This is a genomic window from Marinomonas arctica (assembly GCF_003259225.1).
GTDB lineage: Bacteria > Pseudomonadota > Gammaproteobacteria > Pseudomonadales > Marinomonadaceae > Marinomonas > Marinomonas arctica.
On sequence record NZ_QHJF01000003.1, the window covers coordinates 54,272 to 74,227 of the forward strand.

Sequence of the window (19,956 nt, forward strand, 5' to 3'; positions counted from 1 at the left end):
AATAAAAAAGCAAGGAGCAAATGATGGCAACCATTCTATGTTACGGCGATTCTCTCACTTGGGGCAGTGTGCCAAATGGCGGACGTTATCCTAAACATCTACGCTGGCCAACCATACTCAATGAACTCTTGGGTAAACACCATCAAGTGATCAATTTTGGTTTACCTGGCCGAACCACTATTTGGAATGATCCTTTTTTAGAAGGCAGAAACGGCTTGTCGTATTTACAAGCCGCGCTGGAAACCTTCGGCCCCGTCGATATTTTAATCATCATGTTGGGGACGAACGATTTAAAGCGATACTTTAATGTCGGCGCCTATGAAGCCGCTAAAGGCGTAGAGAAGTTGATCGAAAAGTCAAAAATGCCAAACAACCACGGATTCCCGCATCCGAGATGCGTGGTCATAGCACCGCCAAATATCTTATCCCCAACGGGTGCAATGGCCGAGAACTTTGACGGAGCCATTGAAAAGTCTCAACATTTTCATCATTACTACCAAGATATTGCGGTTCATAACAAATGTCTTTTTCTCAACGCCGCGGGGATTTTACAACCCAGCACCATAGACGGTGTACATTTGGATACGCAAGCAAATGCACAATTGGCTCAGGCGATCCTGACTCTGATCAAAGATAAATTATAGATATATTATTGTTTTGTAATGTTTTTTATTTTATCTAAAAATGTTATAGGCGTGGCAAAAGCGGACAAATAACCATCAGCCGAGCGTAAAACAAGACGTGTATTGATTTTTCTCATCTGCAACTGTTGACAAGATGAGGAAGATCTTCTCACACAAAAGGAAAATATAAAAATCGTATAAAATACGCACGATTATTGACAATAATCCCCTTTTTGACGAAATATTCGCTCAGAAAAATTTTCTTGCACAAAGTTATCCACAGCTTATTTTCCGTAAGAGAACAATAAGGCGTCTACTGAAAAAATGACCCAAATAATGAAAATACGCTTCTGTATGCTTCATTTCACGATTTTTTGTACCTCGTAATTCATCATCAAATCCGTATGATCAGGGCATTAAATTTGTCTCTCAAATCCGTATCTGGACAACGCAGTAAGGAGAAAAGCAATGAAAGTCAGCTTCATTGGACTTGGTACAATGGGTTACCCCATGGCAGGACACGTCAGTAAGGCAGGTCATTCTGTCGTGGTCTATAATCGTTCCACGCAAAAAGCCCAAAACTGGTGCAAGGAATACCAAGGCGCATTTGCCAGCACACCTGCACTTGCCGCACAAGATGCCGACATCGTGCTAACCTGCGTCGGCAATGATGACGATTTGCGCGCGGTGTATTTAGGCCCCGACGGCGCCTTCCAGCAAGCGAAAACCGGCACGCTTTTTATTGATCACACCACGGCCTCTGCGGAAGTGGCAAAAGAGCTGCATCAAGTTGCTCAAGAGCGTGGTTTTCGCTTTATGGACGCCCCCGTTTCTGGTGGCCAAGCTGGTGCGATAAATGGTGTATTAACCATCATGATTGGCGGTTCACAAAGCGATCTAGATACGGCTCAGCCCATATTAACTTGCTACGCAAAAGCCACCCGCTTGATGGGCTCTGTCGGCAATGGTCAAATCGCCAAGATGGTCAATCAAATTCTGATTGGCGGTGTGTTATCTGGGCTCTCAGAAGGCATACGCTTTGCGCAAAAAGCCGGTTTAGACATCCCAACACTGGTGGATACATTAAAACACGGCGCGGCGGGCTCTTGGCAATTAGAGAACCGCGGTGAAACCATGGCGAAAAATACGTTTGACTTTGGCTTCGCTATTGAGTGGATGCATAAGGATTTAGGCCTGTGCCTTGCGCAAGCCGAAAAAATGGGCATCAAGATTCCATTAACTCAAGCCGTTGATCTAGATTATCAGGCACTGATCGCCGAAGGTCGTGGTCGCCAAGACACCTCTGTTCTAGTGAAAGCACTCGATAAAAAAGCCTAATGTTAATGTGTTAGGCCGTTTAATGTTTCTATGATGGAGCATTAAACGGCCGTCCTAAAGACCAAAAAAAGCCGCTAAAAACCCCCATCTAATACTTCTTTTTTAAACTTTTTATAAAATTTTATCCTTTTCCTTTCACATTCCTTACTCATGCTTTTTCCTCTAACCCCTTTGTTTTCAAGGCGTACAGGCCTTTATTCAGATTCTGTATTCATTACACGTATAGGCCATATCGTTATTTCAATTGGTTATTTAAATTGGCTTGAGTAATCTTCAGGGACGCTATTTTTAATGCGTCTGTTTATTCGGATGCATTGCTTATGGCTAAAGGGGGCTCAGGGACGAGGCAGAACAACCCCATTCGAACTAGGAGTTTGGATGGGGTTTGTTTTTTTAAAACGGTAAAGATAGAAACGCTAAGGGCCGCTTTTACCCTCAAAAACATCACAAAAGTAACGAACACCTTGATTCGACTTCCCACGTGCTCAGCACGAAAATAATTATGTTAATGGAGAGTGACAATGAAAACAGGGCTAGCAAAACTAACGCTCGCACTTATGGCCGCCGGAGCAATCAGCACCTCTGCTCACGCAGCAACCACATTGGTTTATTGCTCAGAAGGCAGCCCAGAGGGCTTTAACCCAGCATTCTATACAGCCGGTACGACTTTTGACGCGACATCAAAAAACATGTTCAATCGCCTAGTCGAATTCAAACTGGGAACGACAGAAACAGAACCAGGCCTTGCAGAAAGCTATGATGTTTCCGCAGATGGCCTTGAGTACACCTTTCATTTGCGCAAAGGCGTGAAGTTCCACACCTCAAAAGACTTCACACCAACACGTGATTTTAATGCCGACGATGTCATTTTTACCTTTGACCGCCAAGGCAACAAAGAAAACCCTTACCACACCGTGTCTGGTGGCTCATATGAGTACTTCACTGGTATGGGTATGGATACTCTGATCAAAGAGATGGTAAAAGTCGACGACTACACGGTTAAATTCATTTTAACGAAACCAGAAGCGCCGTTCATTGCCAACCTTGCCATGGACTTTGCGTCTATCTTCTCTAAAGAACAAGCCGATTTTTACATGAAAAAGGGCACGCCTGAGAAGCTAGATATTGATCCTGTTGCTACGGGTCCTTTCCAAAAAGTTCAATATCAAAAAGACTCTTTGATTCGCTACACTGCATTTGAAGACTACTGGAAAGGCAAAGCAAAAATCGATCGTCTTGTCTTCTCTATCACACCTGACGCTTCTGTTCGTTACGCAAAATTGAAAGCGGGTGAATGTGATGTGATGCCTTACCCAAATCCTGCTGACCTTAAGCAAATGGAAGCAGATCCAAACATCAACTTGATGAGCCAAGAAGGCTTAAACGTAGGTTACTTGGCGTTTAACACGCAGAAAGCACCTTTTACCGATGTACGTGTTCGTCAAGCTCTTAGTTTAGCCACAGACAAGAGTGCGATCATTGATGCGGTGTTCCAAGGCGCAGGTAAAGATGCGAAAAACCCGATTCCACCGACTATGTGGTCTTACAACAACAACGTAGTGGATTACCCATACGATCCAGTAAAAGCGAAAAAATTATTGGCGGAAGCGGGTTACCCTGATGGTTTCTCTACCAACATCTGGGCAATGCCAGTACAACGTCCATACAACCCAAATGCCCGTCGTATGGCTGAGATCATGCAAGAAGACTGGTCTAAAATTGGTGTGAAAGCCGAAATCGTTTCTTACGAATGGGGTGAATACCTAAACCGCTCTAAGAACGGTGAGCACGATACGGTATTGCTAGGTTGGACTGGTGATAATGGTGACCCAGATAACTTCCTATACGTATTGCTAGGCTGTGATGCTGTTGGTGGCGCTAACCGTGCCCAGTGGTGTAACGAAGAGTTCAACAACTTGCTTCTACAAGCCAAACAGACCTCTGACAAAGCAGAACGCACAAAGGATTACGAAGAAGCTCAGGTGGTTTTCAAACGTGAAGCACCATGGGTAACCATTGCTCACTCCGTCGTGTATGAGCCCATTCGTAAAGAAGTAAAAGGTTACAAAATCGATCCACTTGGCGGTCATTACTTCTACAACGTTAGCAAGTAATCGACGTTAAGAAATACGTCCTTTGGATACAACGTCCTTCGGACAACAAAACACTTACTCGCTGGGACGTGAGTAAGTGTTTTGCTGACCGAGCGCATTGCTCGATCACATAACACCTCAAGAGAGCCAGTCCTTTATGTTCCAATTTATTTTCCGTCGCTTAAGCCTCGTCATTCCGACCTTTATCGGAATCACCTTGCTGACCTTTACCCTTATTCGTTTAATCCCCGGCGATCCAATCGAAGTGATGGCCGGTGAACGCGGTGTGAGCGCAGAACGTCACGCCGAGCTAAGTGCTCAACTGGGCTTTGATAAGCCACTATACGTCCAGTATTTCCATTACGTCACAGGCGTTCTACAGGGTGATTTAGGCAACTCCCTAATCACGCGAGAACCCGTGATGAAAGAATTCCTCACACTTTTCCCAGCCACCATTGAGTTGGCGTTTTGTGCGGCTATTTTCGCTATTTTCATCGGCTTGCCAGCCGGCATTTTGGCAGCAGTTAAACGGGGCACCGTGATAGACCATTCGGTAATGACCTTTTCACTCACAGGTTATTCCATGCCTATTTTTTGGTGGGCGCTGTTATTGATGTTGGTCTTTTCCGTCAATCTGGGATGGACGCCCGTGTCGGGGCGGATCGATGTCGTCTATTGGATTGAAGATGTGACTGGTTTTATGCTGATTGACTCTCTCTTATCTGACGAAGCGGGTGCCTTTTCTTCTGCTGTGGCCCATTTGATTTTGCCCAGTATTGTTCTTGGTACGATACCTATGGCGGTGATTGCCCGTATGACACGTTCTTCCATGTTGGAAGTATTAAGCGAAGATTACATTCGTACCGCTCGCGCGAAAGGTATTGCCCCTTGGCGAGTGATTGTGATTCACGCTTTGCGTAACGCCTTGATTCCCGTGATTACCGTGATCGGTTTGCAGGTGGGTATTTTGTTGTCCGGTGCCATTCTGACCGAAACCGTCTTTGCTTGGCCTGGCATTGGCAAATGGTTAATCGAATCCATTGGACGCCGTGATTACCCTGTTGTGCAAGGCGGTATCTTGATCGTCGCATGTATCATCATTGTCGTGAATCTCTTGGTAGACATCACTTACGGCATTGTTAACCCACGAATTCGACACAGCCGATAAGGAGGCGTTTATGACAACATCTACAAAAACGTCCACGACGAATACGCCATTGGCTGCTCCCGCACCAATGACGCCTATGCAAGAGTTTTGGCATTATTTCAGCAGCAACAAAGGCGCTGTAGCCGGTCTGGTTGTTATCTTAATTATTTGTTTTATGGCGGTATTTGCTAACCTTGTTGCACCACACTCGCCATCGGATCAATACCGCGATGCGCTGTTATTGCCACCAGCATGGTTAGAAGGCGGAAACTGGTCTTTTGTCTTGGGTACCGACGATGTGGGCCGAGATATCTTGTCTCGCTTGATTTATGGCTCACGTCTCTCAATTGCGGTGGGCATTGTTGCGGTGACGGCGTCTTTAGTCATGGGGATTTTACTGGGCCTCATTGCAGGCTACTTTAAAGGCCTAATCGACACCGCTATCATGCGCATTGTCGACATCATGTTAGCGATGCCAAGCTTGTTGTTAGCAATCGCAATCGTGGCAATATTGGGGCCAAGCATTGTTAATGCGGCGTTGGCCATTTCCATTGTTTCGTTGCCACATTACGTACGTTTAACCCGTGCCGCCACCATGGCGGAAATGTCCCGTGATTATGTCACCTCTTCTAAAGTGATTGGAGCGGGGCCGTTACGTCTGATGTTTATCTGCATCTTGCCAAACTGTCTAGCACCGTTAATTGTGCAGGCTACCTTAGGCTTCTCTAGCGCCATTCTTGATATGGCGGCCCTTGGCTTTCTTGGCCTTGGCGCACAACCACCGACCCCGGAATGGGGTTCTATGTTGGCCGATGCCTTGCAGTTCGTGCAACGTGCGTGGTGGGTCGTTACTTTCCCCGGTTTGATGATTTTGATCACAGTACTGGCGTTTAACCTCATGGGCGATGGCTTACGTGATGCCCTTGATCCCAAGTTGAAACAGTAAGAGAGGTTGTTATGTCACTGTTACAGTTGGAAAATTTAAGCGTTACCTTCGGCAATTTTCGCGCCGTGGATAACATCAGTTACAAGGTCGAAGAAGGGGAAGTTCTCGGCATCGTTGGGGAATCTGGCTCAGGCAAGAGTGTCAGTTCATTGTCCATTATGGGCTTGATCGATTTTCCCGGCAAAGTCAGCGCAGATCAACTGACGTTTGATAATCAAGATTTGCTGGCCATGCCAGAAAAACAACGTCGCAAGCTGACTGGCTCCGACATTGCAATGATCTTCCAAGATCCGATGACCAGCCTTAACCCCTGTTTTACAGTGGGTTATCAGATCATTGAAGCGTTAAAAACGCACCAAGGCGGCAGCAAGAAAGAGCTCAAAGCACGCGCTATTGAGCTCTTAAAGCAAGTCGGCATTCCAGCGCCAGAGTCCCGTTTGGACAACTACCCTCATCAACTGTCAGGCGGTATGAGCCAGCGTGTGATGATTGCTATGTCGATTGCCTGTGATCCACGCTTATTAATCGCTGACGAGCCAACCACCGCGTTAGACGTGACGATTCAAGCGCAGATCATTGATCTATTGATCGAGCTGCAACGCAAGAAGCAAATGGGCTTGGTGCTAATTACGCACGATTTGGCGTTGGTCGCTGAAGTCGCCCATCGCGTTATCGTCATGTACGCAGGTCAAATCGTTGAGTCTGGTCCAGCGTCGGAAGTTTTTAGCACACCAAGACATCCATACACGCAAGCCTTGCTGGCCTCTTTGCCAGAATCGGCTGCCGGTAAAGCACGCCTTGAAGCGTTACCCGGTGTGGTTCCGGGTCAATATGATCGTCCTTTGGGTTGTTTGCTCAGCCCACGCTGCCCTTATGCGACCGACCATTGTCGTCAAGTTGAACCTGCGAACCAAGGCGATCTTAATCGCCAAGTAAAATGCCATACGCCATTGGACAGCGAAGGGAGACCAACCGCATGAACCAATCCGACCTTTCATTAGATAAGCAATTAATTTTAAAGGCCGACAACCTAAAACAGCATTACCACGTCAAACAAGGTTTGTTTAAACCTGATGCCGTGGTGAAAGCTGTAGATGGCATTAGTTTCAATCTTGAAAAAGGCAAAACCCTTGCGGTCGTCGGCGAATCCGGTTGTGGAAAATCTACCCTTGGCCGCATGCTGACCATGATTGAAACACCGACGGGGGGCAGTTTGGCTCACCTAGGTGAAGACTTACTCACCTTGAGCGCGGACGCTCAGGCGAAGTTGCGTCAAAAGATTCAGATCATCTTCCAAAACCCTTATGGCTCCTTGAATCCTCGTAAGAAGATAGGTGCGATTTTGGAAGAACCTTTGGTGATCAATACCAAGCTTTCCAAAGCAGAACGCAAAGAAAAAGCCCTCGCGATCATGGCGAAAGTTGGCTTAAAAGCGGAGCATTATGAACGTTATCCGCACATGTTTTCCGGCGGTCAGCGCCAGCGTATTGCTATCGCTCGTGGTTTGATGCTTGACCCAAATGTCATCGTGGCCGACGAACCCGTGTCTGCCTTGGACGTGTCCGTTCAGGCACAAGTATTGAACTTGATGATGGATTTGCAGAAAGAGTTTGGCTTGAGCTATGTGTTCATTTCCCATGATTTGTCTGTGGTGGAACACATCGCTGACGACGTAATGGTGATGTATCTCGGCAAAGTCGTAGAACAAGGGACTCGCGAACAGTTATTCGAGAACCCGAAACACCCTTACACCTTGGCTTTGCTGTCTAGTACGCCGCAGCTTTCTCCAGATAAACGTCGTGTTCGCATTAAGCTACAAGGCGAATTACCGTCACCGTTGAATCCGCCTTCTGGCTGTGCGTTCCACGGACGTTGCAGTTACGCCAACGACCGCTGTAAAACCGAAACGCCATTGTTGAGATTAGACGATCAGGCAGAGCAAGAAAAAGGCCACATGATTGCATGTCACGCGGTGGAAGAAAATCGCATCGAAACCGTCGCGGTGGGTGCGGCCTAAACGATTCAGACTGAAACCACACTCACCTCCCAGTGAGTTTTCGAACGCCCGAAAGGGCGTTTTTTTTATCAAATAATAAAGAACAGTAGTCAAGAATGCGGTCTTGCTATTAGTATATGAAAGTCTAAGTTGATGCTGTTTTTTGAAACGCATCCATCGCGTCTATCAAGATGCGTTTTCTTTCGAATAAGGATTTATTCGAATACAGAGTAGGGAAAACTCGATCATGAATCACCTAGAAAAGTGCCTTCGCACTTCTGCAATCAATGCTTTTTTTATTATATGCGCCCGATGCATCGCCGACTTTGGCAGTGTTCTCAGCATGATTGCCCTATCAAGCTATGTCTTTCTTATCAGCAATAATGTCTATCAGTTCAGCATTTTTATGGTCTGTAGTGTCTGTGGCAGTCTTTTCTCTAGCGTGATTAGTCTACCTTTTTTTCGAAAAATGCCAGGGAAATTAGCACTTATATGTCTAAACCTAGTACGATTTTTCGTCATGCTCTTGTTGCTTATTCTGCCAGCATCCTACCTTTTATATGTGGTCCCTTGTATTGCTTTTATTAGTGGCCTTTGCAACACCTTGTTTACCATAGGAATCAACAGCCAACTGCCTAATTGGATCATTCAACCCAAACGGTTATCGGTTAATACTTGGTTAACCTCTTTGTCTTCGGTGAGTGCGGTAACAGGAGGCTTGCTGGTAGGGGTACTCATTGCAGGGACAGGGTACGAGAACGTTTTTATTCTCAATATTGTCGTCTATGCCTTTGTCGCGGTTATGCTGTTGCCACTGAAAAAACTCACTGATGGGGCACAACCAAGCTATCAGTCTGTCCCTTTTAGACAAGAGTGGCGGCAGCTTAAGGTCGAACTCAGACAAGCACCAATACTGGCGGGCATGTTGTTGGTTACGCTTGTTGGAAGTTTAGGCAATGCTGCCCACCAAGTAGGTTTTCCAATCATAGCAAAAGTGCTCACCCCCGAAAACATAAGCCAAGCTATGGGTGTCTTGATGGCATCTTGGGCTGTCGGTAAGTTTGTCGGTGCCCGTCTTTTAGGCCATTTGTTAAAGAAATACCCCAATCTCTCACTGGAAAGGCTATTTTTTGTTGGCTTTTCCATCCTGTCTATGGGTTTCATGCTTACTTTTCAGCAACATCAGCCAGTATGGGCAATGTTATTCGTTATCTGCGCCGGCATAGGCGAAGGCATTGCTGAGGTAAGCTTGGTATCAAGAGTACAAGCAGAATCTGACACGCTGCGTCTGCCCGTGTTCAGCACTCTTGCTCTGCTCAAGATGACTGGGTTTGCCGCTGGAATGATAATAGTGGCGCCTTTTTACAATTGGCTGCCTCTCTATCTGGTCATTATGCTTTTTCACGGCATACCATTAATCACATTAGTCATGGTATACATTCGGCTAAGAAAACGATGGCAACATAAACTCAACATTCAGCCAAAAACTGATTTCTAACACGGCTCTGTGTCCAATCTACTCAGATTGTTAAGTCACGCGCTCTAATGCTTTATACAACATTGTTTTAAACATGACTGTTTACTATACCAATAATTGATGGCGTAACCTCAAAAATGGATGACTAAGTGAAAGCGCTGCGCACTACACTAAGTAAGCACTTTATACGGCTGTAAAGGGACTACCTAGACAGCCCGCTTATAAAAATAATGAATGCATTGGTGTATCGCGATGAGATTTGATTTTTCAAACTACGACCTTCAGCTTGTAGACGCTCCTATTCAGTCTCTTGCTGATGTTTTATTAGAAAAAGGCTTTGGAAAGCATGATTTTATTGAAGGGACACTTCAACCAACACTCACAACGTTGAAATTCAAAACGTTTGGCGCTCTTTCGATTATCGAATACAGCCTTAGTGTGCCTGTTCAAATAAGCAGCACAACGGTGCCAGACGCGTATTTTTTACAAGTCATTCTGACAGGGCGCCGTCTCGAGCATAGCCATAATGCTGAACGAGCACTCAAAGCAGGAGACTCGATGATCATTATGCCCAATACGCCTATTGAGGCGCATGACTATGCTGACTGTAAAAAGCTTATCGTCAGAATCCCGACGGATTTTTTACATCAAGCGGCGCAAGAATTCGGTTATTTATCATCGACTAGCGGCATTATTTTTAGCTCAGTCCCGAATCAACTCCCCATGGCTGGCCCTTTGTTTAATCTACTCAACGACATGTTACAACAAGACAAATCCGTTCTTGGTGAGCGGCCCTTGCTGTATTATTGCAAGCTACTAAACAGCGCCATTCTCAATGTCTTTGATAACAATGTCCGACTCGGCTCGGTTTCTAAAAATTCACTGCATCGTTATATTGCGCGTATTCGTCATTACGTGTTGGACAATATTACACGAGATATTACGATCGATGAGTTGGCCAGCTTATGCCAGATCAGTCGTAAGTCACTGTATAATTTATTTGAACGCGAAACGGGCCTAACTCCCTCAACGTATGTTCGCCGCCTGAAATTAGAACGAGTTCATGCCGAATTAAAAAACAACGAGCGGATAAAAAATGTGACTCAGGTGGCATTGAAGTATGGCTTTACGAACTTAGGACGATTTTCAGCACAATACCGCGAGCAAATAGGGGAATTGCCGTCGAAAACGTTACGAGATTTTTCTTGTTAAACAAACCATAAAAAAAACAGACTGGGCAAAAGGGGAAAAGCCCAGTCTGTTCTTGTGGTGACTCGTTATTAGAACTTGTACATCGCCATCACTTCGACTTGTTGTCCAGCAGGACGAGCTGACGTACCAACAGCGACAGATGGACGGTTTGCCATATTCTGATCACGCACCTCTAAACCGAATTCTAAGCCTGGCAAATGCGTGTAAATAACGTTCGCTAGGGTCAATTTAAGGGTATCATCCGCCAACGTTGAAGCGATTTCGTCAGACGTCACTTGACCATAACGTAGGTTAACTCTTACTTTGTCACTGACTTTATGCCCAATGCCTGCTGAGAAGCCGGTTAAAGTGACCATGTCACCCTGACCGTCTATTTCAGCGACACCAGAAGCACCTGACGCACCTTGGTAACCCCAACCAGCGTAAACACCCGCCCCCTTACCAGAGAAGCCACTGAGCGATAAACTGGTGTCGCCAAACTTCAATTTCGCTGCTAGAGACAAAGCCGCACCGAATTTAGAGTCGCTGTCTGTGCTATTGGAAGGCGTCATGTCCACATCACGGCCTGTCACCGCAACGTTAAAAGCATGACCTTCTGGTGTGCGATGCGTATAAGCCGCCACCATATCTGGATAACTCGCGTCAGCATAAACAGGGTCTTGGAAGGTTAAACGCATGCCTTTGTCTGCATAGTGCACAACCAAATCAGGACGAACAACCGCGCCGTTCCCAGCCACAGTACCGATCCCTAGTCCCCATAAGTTAATCATTTCGGTATCAAATGGCGCGTTAGCAAAAAATTGACCGTTCCACGTCTGACCCACGGTCAAGTTATCAACCGTAATGGTCGCATGGCGTAACCGATAGGCGTAAGTAGTGTCTGAGGCTGTTGTATTGTTATCCCAAAAATCCCCTTCAATAAATCCAGTGATTTTATGACCTTCTTCCATGCGGCTTGCGGTGAAGTTAATACGTGATTGACGGGCACTGCCATCAAACGTGCTACTTCCTTCATCTGGGTTATTGAATACACCCTCTGCTTTTAAATAGCCGCCAATGCTGAATTGAGTACCATTAAAATCACCCAACTCCAGAGCAAATCCTTGCGAAGAGAGACTCGCCACGATAACAGCTTGCGCCACCTTATTTTTCATCAACATATGGATACCACCCTGTTTATTAACCGTTATATTTATAATTAGGGAGTCAATATCGCAAAGGTGGGCTGAATGGTATATCCACATAGTGCAATCTTTGTACACTATGTGGCATATATAGGAAAAAATACTGAGATGCAGATAAAGAAATTATGTCCCTTTATCGGTAGAAGGGATATTTTGTGGCTCTACGCACGAAACCGCTTTTGCAATCCCATCAGGAAGTTACGCAAGATCTGATCTTTGCATTCGCAATAGTGACGGTTGTCTGGTTTACGGAAGAAAGAGCTTAGCTCATGCTTGCTTAAGTTAAATTCCGCAAGCGACATGATGTCTAGAATGTCTTCGGCTTGTAGGTTTAAAGCGATGCGTAATTTCATAAAGACAATATTGTTTGTCAGGCGCTTTTCTGGCTCAGGTTGTGGGCCTTCACGCTTGCCACGCTTCGTATTGATAAAACCATTAAGAAAGGTCGCCATTTCCACATCCAGCATTTCGATATAGCCTGTATCGTCTTCTTTTTTTAGCCAACTGGTGACTTGCTCTTGTGCGGCAATACCATCCGCTGCCGCGAAGATATCAACGATCTCCAACTCTTTTAGATCAAAGGTATAACGAAGGCGGCGTAAAATGTCGTTGTTGTTCAAAATAATGTCCTAGTGTTAGGGAAATAAGTGATGATAGACAGAGACTCTAGCAGATTGGCGGATTTTAACCTATCTTCGCCCTTTAATTCCGTAAGAGTATCGTCGAAACTGCATGATTGGCGTAAAATATTGCCCGCATTAGGTAAAAGAAATTGATTCTCTAGACAGCTGACCACTTAATAGATTGCATTGCCCATATTCATGGATGGTAAACCAGTGAACCTAACCCAAAAACCGACGCTTATCGACATCACCGAACAAGCTGCCAAGCAACCCTTCACTCCGACAGCCCATTCTACAACGCGGCTGACAGAATTCGAATACATGCGAGGCTTAGCCATTATATTGATCGTACTGGGGCACTCTGTGATCAATACCAATGATGGCTTCCCGCTATGGTTAGAAAATATAGTGCGCGGTGGCACTGGAGTTTTTGTGTTTATCTCTGGCTTTTTCTTCCATCATGTTTTTGCACAACGTTTTGATTATCGGCGCTTTATGGCGAAGAAAGTACTCAACGTGTTTGTGCCATTTTTGGTTGTATCCGCGTTTGCTATTGTCATGAACTTTGCTGTCTTTATGCTAGTAGATCAGGTCAGCGCCGCGGAAGCCGCCGTGATGTGCTGGCAATTGGTAAAACAGGGCTATATTCTGTTTCCCCATTGGTATATTCCCTTCATCATCGTGACTTTTTTATGCTCTGGACTGCATTTGCGCTATTTAACACTGCCGCTATTAACTCAGCTGTCTATTTTAGCGATGTTTACCATTCTCTCTGTTGTCATTCATCGACCGCATGGTAACGCTAATGTGCTGCAATCCGTGGTGTATTTCACGCCCTTTTACCTAGCGGGTATGCTGTATTCTCTTCACCGTGACTGGATGAAAAAGCATTATCGCTATTTTTTCGTCGCCGCCATCCTCACCGTCATTTCCACCGTTTGGTTACAATCTGGCCTTTTGCTTCATGTTGGAGGCTATCATAAAGCCGCGTTTGAATGGGGCGGCATCGATTTACAATTCATTCAAAAAATGGGCCTATGTATTTTATTTATCGGCTTTTGCTCACACCTTGTCAGGCCCGCTCTTGGTAAGCACTTAACCATGTTGGCTTCCATTAGCTTTGCTATTTTTTTCTTACATCCTCTTATTAGCATGATCTGGGGAAACGCCACCTATTTACTACTCAATGCGGGATATCTTGAACCCAATACAACCTTGCTATATAGCCTCGTTTCATCATTGGCATTATTTGTTTTTCAGTTCTATGGATCAGTATGGTTAATAGGCAAATTAAAACCTTTATTAGGTACAAAAAGCCGATTACTAATTGGAGCTTGATAAAAGACATACTGTAAGCAAAAAGAGGTCGGTCGAGGCATTTTTTGCCTTATCTGGATAATGAAAGGCTTATTAACACGCAACACCCTGGGCCCATTGCTAACACTTACTCTCTTCAAAAACACTAGAAAGAAAGGACAAAACAGCAACCCAAATATAAATGATTTGCATTATTGTTACTGCTATATATAAAATACCCCAGCTAAAAAAGACGACATACAATGCAAAAACATGGTGGGTTGGTGAATGATAGAGTCGAAAGAACTAGGATTAAATGTTGATGGCCGAGCTCTACTAGCCAACTTTTCAATGACCTTTGAGCCAGGAAAAATCTACGCATTAATTGGTCACAATGGGTCAGGTAAATCCACGCTTCTTAAGCTACTCGCTCAGCAACAAAAGCCAACCCAAGGCCGGATTCTTCTAAATGATCAAGCCATTGAATCATGGTCACCTAAAAAATTCGCCCAACAAGTGGCCTATCTTCCTCAGCAAACGCCCGCAACAGACAGTTTATCGGGCAGAGATTTAGTCAGCTTTGGTCGTTATCCTTGGCATGGTTTGCTTGGTCGTTTAAACAAGCAGGATCATCAATACATAGACGACGCCATGGCGCTAACCAATACCAAGGATTACGCAGATCGTTTAGTGGATACCTTATCCGGTGGCGAGCGCCAGCGTCTCTGGCTTGCCATGTTACTGGCTCAGCGCTCTCAATACGTACTGCTCGACGAGCCTCTCTCTGCTTTAGACATTGCTCATCAAGTAGACATGCTCAACCTGATCAAAAAGCTCAGCCAAGAGCTCAATCTCGGTGTGATTATCGTTATCCACGATATCAATATGGCCGCACGCTTCTGTGATCATATCGTCGCGCTCCACAGTGGTAAGATGATTGCCTCGGGCTCAGTTGATGAGCTATTTACACCGCAGACATTAGAAGACATTTACGGCGTCAACATGCACATCACGGATCACCCCGCTGGGTATCCCGTTGCCATGCCTTATTAGCTAAGTAGGAAGACATGAAAAATACCTTTTCTTATTTACTCATCGTGTTTGCCACGTTAACGACACCTTTTGTCAGCGCACAAGAGCAAGACATGAAAGTCGCTGTCATCGACTGGACGCAGATCGAAACATTGTTGGCATTAGGTATTCAGCCCATTGGTGCAGCGCAAGTAGCCGATTACAACGCTTGGGTAAAATCCCCGACTATTCCCGCCATCACGGCAGATTTGGGCCTGCGCACGCAACCTAACTTAGAGCGGTTGTCCGAATTAAAGCCTGAGCGTATTTTTATTTCTCCAATGTTTCAGTCGCTTGCACCGCAACTGTCTCGAATCGCCCCCGTCACCAGTATTGCTCTATATAAAAAAGACAATGTGTCTTGGCAAGCCCTAAAAACCTATACACGCACCATTGCCAAAGACACAAACAAAGAAGATGCTGCAGAAGCACTCATCCAATCCGCTCAGAACAAATTAGCCGAATTGACGACACAAGTACCAGCCAATGCGGCACCATTACTGATGGTGCAATTTATGGATGCTCGCCACGTTCGCGTATTTGGTAATAACAGCATGTATAAAATTGCCGCCAATCAGATCGGTTTAAAAAATGCGTGGCAAGGCGACACTAACAGCTGGGGGTTTTCTTTAGTGGGTATCGATAAGCTGCTTGGCATAAAAGGGCAAATTGTGGTGATAGAACCTTTACCTGCTGGGGTGATGACTAATTTACAGCAAGACGCATTTTGGCAATATCTGGTCACGCAAACAGGACACCCTATGTTGACCATTGCGCCGGTGTGGAGCTTTGGCGCCATTCCTTCCACGGTACGCTTTGCGACCTTATTAACCGCGGCACTTAATAAGGAAGCAAAATAATGCGCATTCTCCCTCTAACACTGATAGTTATTCTAGCTACGCTGGTTGCCTTGTTGATGGGTTCACACTTGTCCAGCGTTGGCGCTTTAAATGGGTATTTTATTAACCCATTCCATACCGATTGGCATTCAAGTTATTCAGTTGAACTGACGCTAACTTGGTGGCCTCGGCTATTTAGCACGCTACTTTGCGGTGCGGCCTTAGCCGTTGCGGGGGTACTTATGCAACAAGTGCTACGTAACCCAATCGCCTCTCCTTCTACTCTTGGCGTCGCCAGTGGTGCAAGCTTCGGCTTAATGTTAGCAACACTCTACGCACCTTGGTTAATTAGCTTTTCTCACAGTTTAGTCGCCTTAGCAGGCGGCCTTATTTCCATGGGTTTGGTGTTTACTTTGTCATGGCGACGAGCCCTATCTCCCACTATCGTGGTAATTGCGGGACTGGTGATCAATCTGTATTTCAGCGCCTTCAGCACCGTTTTGCTTATGCTCAACCAAGAAAAACTCTCTGGCTTAATGATCTGGGGCGCTGGTTCTTTAGTACAGACAGGTTGGGGTAACGTCAATTATCTGTGGCCACGTATTTTAGCGGCGGTTTTCATTGCCTGTATTTTTCTCAAGCCTTTGAGTTTATTAGAGCTCTCTGAGTCTGGAGCGAAAAGCTTAGGTGTGTCACTTACCAAGTTGCGTTTCATCTGCCTTGGCTTAGCGGTTCTGCTCACCTCGTGGGTAGTCGCCAGTGTCGGTGTTATTGGCTTTATTGGCCTTGCCGCTCCAGCCATCACCCGCTTGATGGGCGTGCATCGCCTCGTACCAAAGCTCATCACCTCGATGATAATCGGGGCACTGTTACTGACTCTGACGGATTTATTGATTCAACGGCTTCCCGACATGATGGCGATGGTGATCCAAACTGGCGCAGCAACCGCCGCGCTCGGGGCGCCGTTAATGCTTTGGTTACTGCCTAAATTAGCGATTCGCCATCAAACACAAACAGAAACGGTATTAACACGACACAATAACCACATTAGCCGGCTCAACAAGTCTTCCATCTTATGGACCTGTAGTGCTCTAGTGATCGGTTTTTGTGTGTTTGCAACCCTTTCAATACAGACAGATGGCTGGCAATGGCTAGTGTTGAATGGCAATTGGTCGATGCTTGAGTGGCGTATCCCACGATTAGTTGCCGCGTTATTAGCTGGTGTGATGCTCGCCGTTGCTGGCACTATCATTCAGCGGTTAAGTGGTAATCCAATGGCCAGCCCTGAAGTCATCGGCATCAGCTCAGGTATCGCCATTGGCTTGATTGTCACCATTTATACTGGACTTGCTACCAGCACCATGGGGCTGTATCTAGGCGGTTTGATTGGTGCACTGGTGACCATGGGGCTGATTATCTTACTGAATCAGAAATCCGGCTTTCAACCGGAGCGCGTACTTCTCACTGGCGTTGCCATCACAGCCCTAATGAATGCGGTGCAGACGCTTATTTTGGCGGGCGGTGATCCTCGCAGTTACGCTTTCCTCGCGTGGCTATCAGGCTCAACCTATTATGTGACGACAAACACGCTATTACCTCTCGCGATTGCCACGATAGTCTTTGTTAGCCTTGGCTTTTTACTCAGTAAATGGCTAGACATCTTGCCGCTTGGTCAATCCACAGCTCAATCACTGGGTATGAGAGTATCTCGCGCTAGGCTTTTACTACTCCTTCTTGCCGCCTGCTTAACAGTTGCTGCCACACTCGTCGTTGGACCTCTAAGCTTTATTGGTCTGATGGCACCACACCTAGCTCGCTTATTCGGCTTTAGCAAAGCCCGAGAACATCTTATTGCCTCAGCGCTCGTGGGCGGGCTCTTGATGCTGCTCTCTGATTGGTTAGGCCGACAATGGCTCTATCCTCAAGAAATCCCTGCTGGCATGGTGGCGTCTATTATCGGTGGTCTGTATCTGATGTGGGGCTTACGCAGACTTTAGTCAAAACCTTTACACGACTGCGGTGCAAAGGCCTCTAATTTTTATCAAACTTATGTGAATCCCCCTTATGAAAAGGAAAAATAAGGGGTATGCTATGAATCAAATGATAATGATAATCGAAATCAAAACTATTTATTAAACGGATATAGAATGAATTTACTGATTCAACTCGCTGATAAACAAGGCAAATCTCTTATTCTGGTGATCTTGCTGAGCATGGCAAGCGCATTACTTACCGTTGGTGTCATTGCTTTTATTCAATACAAATTACTCAATCAACAGGATCTAACCAGCAGCGTATTATGGCAGTTTGTCACGCTACTTATCGTGCTGTTAGTGACAGCCAGCGTGGCTCAAATCGCCTTACATAAACTAGGCCATCAGTTTGTTTATAAAAAACGCTGTCAGCTAATCAAAAAACTCATTAATACCGATATTGAACAAGTCGAAAGTATCGGCAGTGCTCGCTTACTGGCCTCCTTAAGCACCGATATCCGTAACGTGACCTTTGCTTTTGTTCACTTACCTGAGCTTATTTATGGTGTGGTACTTTGCATTATTGCGCTTTGCTACCTTGCTTTTTTGTCTCTGCCTTTATTTGGTGTCAGCATCTTACTACTCTCTCTAACAGGCCTATTTGGCTTTGGTTTAGTCAGCAAGATCACTCATCACATTAAGCAAGTACGAGAGTATGACGACAAACTCTATCAAGATTACCAATCCTTTATCGAAGGACGTAAAGAAATCTCGTTAAATCCTGGTCGCGCTAAACGCTATTTCAATGACGAGTTCAATCAAAACGCCAAACACTACCGAGACCAAGTCACACGTGCTGATATCCTAAATGGCTTTGCAGGAAACATGGCCAACACCATTGTGCTCGCCCTCATCGGCCTAAATTATTATCTCGCCCTTGGTCTTGGTTGGGCCAGCTTTGGCGTCGCTTCGTCGTTTGCTTTGATCATTTTGTTTATGCGTACCCCACTTATGTCGGCGGTTGGCTCTCTACCCACCTTGGTGACCGCCAATATCTCAATGCAAAAACTAGAAGCGCTGTCATTGAGTCAAAATGAATCTCTCATTGAGCAGCAAGAAGTGTCTTTGCCCTTTGAAAAGCTAAACCTACAGCAAGTAGTTTACCAATACCGACCCGATGGCGATGACAAACCTTTCCAAGTGGGCCCTATCGACTTTTCCATTAAACAAGGTGAAACCGTCTTCATTATTGGCGGTAACGGCAGTGGTAAATCCACTTTCGCCAACTTATTAACAGGCCTATACCGTCCACATTCAGGGCAAGTCTTCCTTAATAACCAGCCTGTTTCGTTAGAGAAATGGCACGAATATCGATTGCAGTTTTCCGCCGTTTTCAGTGATTTTTACCTATTTCATCAGATCACCGATGGACATGGTGACAATGTAAATGATGCCGAGATAGATGAATGGATGACGCGCTTAGAAATGGCACACAAGGTCTCTCATCAAGCGGGACATTTATCCGATACTCGTTACTCCCAAGGGCAGCGAAAGCGACTCGCTTTGCTTATGGCCGTCATGGAAAAACGCGGTTGTATATTGCTAGATGAATGGGCTGCCGATCAAGATCCAAAATTTCGCAAAACCTTCTACCGAGAGCTATTACCGCTATTAAAGGAGCGCGGCGTCACCATTATCGCCATTACTCACGATGATAAGTATTTCGATGCGGCAGATCGTGTTTTCAAAATGGATCTTGGGCAACTCACCGAGCTCAATACAGACGACCAGAGCCACGCGCAAGATGCGCTTTCAAGCATCGTTTTTTAGTTGTTTTTAATTAACTGTTTTTAAACCAAAGCAGCAACATCAGGACCAGTTGAGGATTTTATGAGTATTGATAACCCAAACACAGAGTTCACTGTCGTCATCAATGATCAAGAACAATACAGCATTTGGCCAACTTACCACTCAGTACCAGCAGGCTGGCAAGAAGTCGGAGTGACTGGCAATAAAGAGCATTGTCTTGCTCACATCAAAACAACATGGACAGACATGAGACCAAAAAGCCTAAAAGACGCCTTACTTAGCGAATAGAAAGCGCCAACTTACTAGCCCCATGGCGCCATTTTTGTTTC

The 19,956-nt window shown here is 45.6% G+C and carries 17 protein-coding genes; 15 read left to right on the forward strand and 2 right to left on the reverse strand.

The genetic code is table 11. The features are described 5' to 3' along the window. Positions 1-23: 23 nt before the first annotated feature. From DK187_RS02070 to DK187_RS02110, 9 genes are all read left to right on the forward strand, one after another. Positions 24-644 (forward strand): SGNH/GDSL hydrolase family protein, encoded by a 621-nt coding sequence (locus tag DK187_RS02070; protein ID WP_111605681.1) that lies wholly within the window; start codon positions 24-26, stop codon positions 642-644. A 447-nt stretch (positions 645-1,091) separates the two neighbouring features. Continuing rightward, on the forward strand, positions 1,092-1,961 hold the full coding sequence (locus DK187_RS02075) for an NAD(P)-dependent oxidoreductase (RefSeq protein ID WP_111605682.1): 870 nt from the start codon (positions 1,092-1,094) through the stop codon (positions 1,959-1,961). 521 nt (positions 1,962-2,482) lie between these two features. Further along, positions 2,483-4,075 (forward strand): ABC transporter substrate-binding protein, encoded by a 1,593-nt coding sequence (locus DK187_RS02080; RefSeq protein WP_111605683.1) that lies wholly within the window; start codon positions 2,483-2,485, stop codon positions 4,073-4,075. Between the two features lie 136 nt (positions 4,076-4,211). Continuing rightward, complete coding sequence (locus tag DK187_RS02085; protein ID WP_111605684.1) at positions 4,212-5,222, forward strand: ABC transporter permease subunit; 1,011 nt, start codon at positions 4,212-4,214, stop codon at positions 5,220-5,222. Between the two features lie 10 nt (positions 5,223-5,232). Continuing rightward, on the forward strand, positions 5,233-6,147 hold the full coding sequence (gene dppC / locus DK187_RS02090) for a dipeptide ABC transporter permease DppC (protein ID WP_111605685.1): 915 nt from the start codon (positions 5,233-5,235) through the stop codon (positions 6,145-6,147). An 11-nt stretch (positions 6,148-6,158) separates the two neighbouring features. Beyond that, on the forward strand, positions 6,159-7,127 hold the full coding sequence (gene dppD / locus DK187_RS02095) for a dipeptide ABC transporter ATP-binding protein (RefSeq protein ID WP_111605686.1): 969 nt from the start codon (positions 6,159-6,161) through the stop codon (positions 7,125-7,127). Next, positions 7,124-8,164 carry a peptide ABC transporter ATP-binding protein gene (locus DK187_RS02100; protein WP_111605687.1) on the forward strand — a complete coding sequence of 347 codons (1,041 nt, stop codon included), beginning with the start codon at positions 7,124-7,126 and terminating at the stop codon, positions 8,162-8,164. Before dppD ends, DK187_RS02100 begins: the two co-directional genes overlap by 4 nt. Positions 8,165-8,390: 226 nt before the next feature. Further along, complete coding sequence (locus DK187_RS02105; RefSeq protein WP_111605688.1) at positions 8,391-9,641, forward strand: MFS transporter; 1,251 nt, start codon at positions 8,391-8,393, stop codon at positions 9,639-9,641. A 231-nt stretch (positions 9,642-9,872) separates the two neighbouring features. Then, positions 9,873-10,832: an AraC family transcriptional regulator gene (locus DK187_RS02110; RefSeq protein ID WP_162623469.1), complete on the forward strand. Its 960-nt coding sequence runs from the start codon at positions 9,873-9,875 to the stop codon at positions 10,830-10,832. 68 nt (positions 10,833-10,900) lie between these two features. Here DK187_RS02110 and DK187_RS02115 read toward each other — a convergent pair whose 3' ends face one another. Further along, the gene (locus DK187_RS02115) at positions 10,901-11,992 is read right to left on the reverse strand and encodes a hypothetical protein (RefSeq protein ID WP_111605690.1); all 1,092 of its coding nucleotides are present in this window, start codon (positions 11,990-11,992) and stop codon (positions 10,901-10,903) included. Between the two features lie 185 nt (positions 11,993-12,177). Beyond that, positions 12,178-12,636, reverse strand: a complete 459-nt coding sequence (locus DK187_RS02120; RefSeq protein ID WP_111605691.1) for a YehS family protein — start codon at positions 12,634-12,636, stop codon at positions 12,178-12,180. A 216-nt stretch (positions 12,637-12,852) separates the two neighbouring features. On the opposite strand from DK187_RS02120, the gene DK187_RS02125 reads away from it, so the two are divergent. The 6 genes from DK187_RS02125 to DK187_RS02150 all read left to right on the forward strand — a co-directional run bounded on the left by DK187_RS02125 (position 12,853) and on the right by DK187_RS02150 (position 19,915). Further along, a complete protein-coding gene (locus DK187_RS02125; protein WP_162623470.1) occupies positions 12,853-13,977 on the forward strand; it encodes an acyltransferase family protein in 1,125 nt (374 codons plus the stop codon). Positions 13,978-14,223: 246 nt separating this feature from the next. Further along, positions 14,224-14,988 (forward strand): ABC transporter ATP-binding protein, encoded by a 765-nt coding sequence (locus DK187_RS02130; RefSeq protein WP_111605693.1) that lies wholly within the window; start codon positions 14,224-14,226, stop codon positions 14,986-14,988. Between the two features lie 14 nt (positions 14,989-15,002). Continuing rightward, on the forward strand, positions 15,003-15,866 hold the full coding sequence (locus DK187_RS02135) for an ABC transporter substrate-binding protein (RefSeq protein ID WP_111605694.1): 864 nt from the start codon (positions 15,003-15,005) through the stop codon (positions 15,864-15,866). Continuing rightward, positions 15,866-17,842, forward strand: a complete 1,977-nt coding sequence (gene fhuB, locus DK187_RS02140; protein WP_111605695.1) for a Fe(3+)-hydroxamate ABC transporter permease FhuB — start codon at positions 15,866-15,868, stop codon at positions 17,840-17,842. The genes DK187_RS02135 and fhuB overlap by 1 nt, the downstream gene beginning before the upstream one ends. Positions 17,843-17,992: 150 nt before the next feature. Continuing rightward, a complete protein-coding gene (locus DK187_RS02145) occupies positions 17,993-19,648 on the forward strand; it encodes a multidrug ABC transporter permease/ATP-binding protein (RefSeq protein ID WP_111605696.1) in 1,656 nt (551 codons plus the stop codon). Positions 19,649-19,708: 60 nt separating this feature from the next. Next, positions 19,709-19,915, forward strand: a complete 207-nt coding sequence (locus DK187_RS02150; protein ID WP_111605697.1) for an MbtH family protein — start codon at positions 19,709-19,711, stop codon at positions 19,913-19,915. The last annotated feature ends 41 nt before the right edge of the window (positions 19,916-19,956 follow it).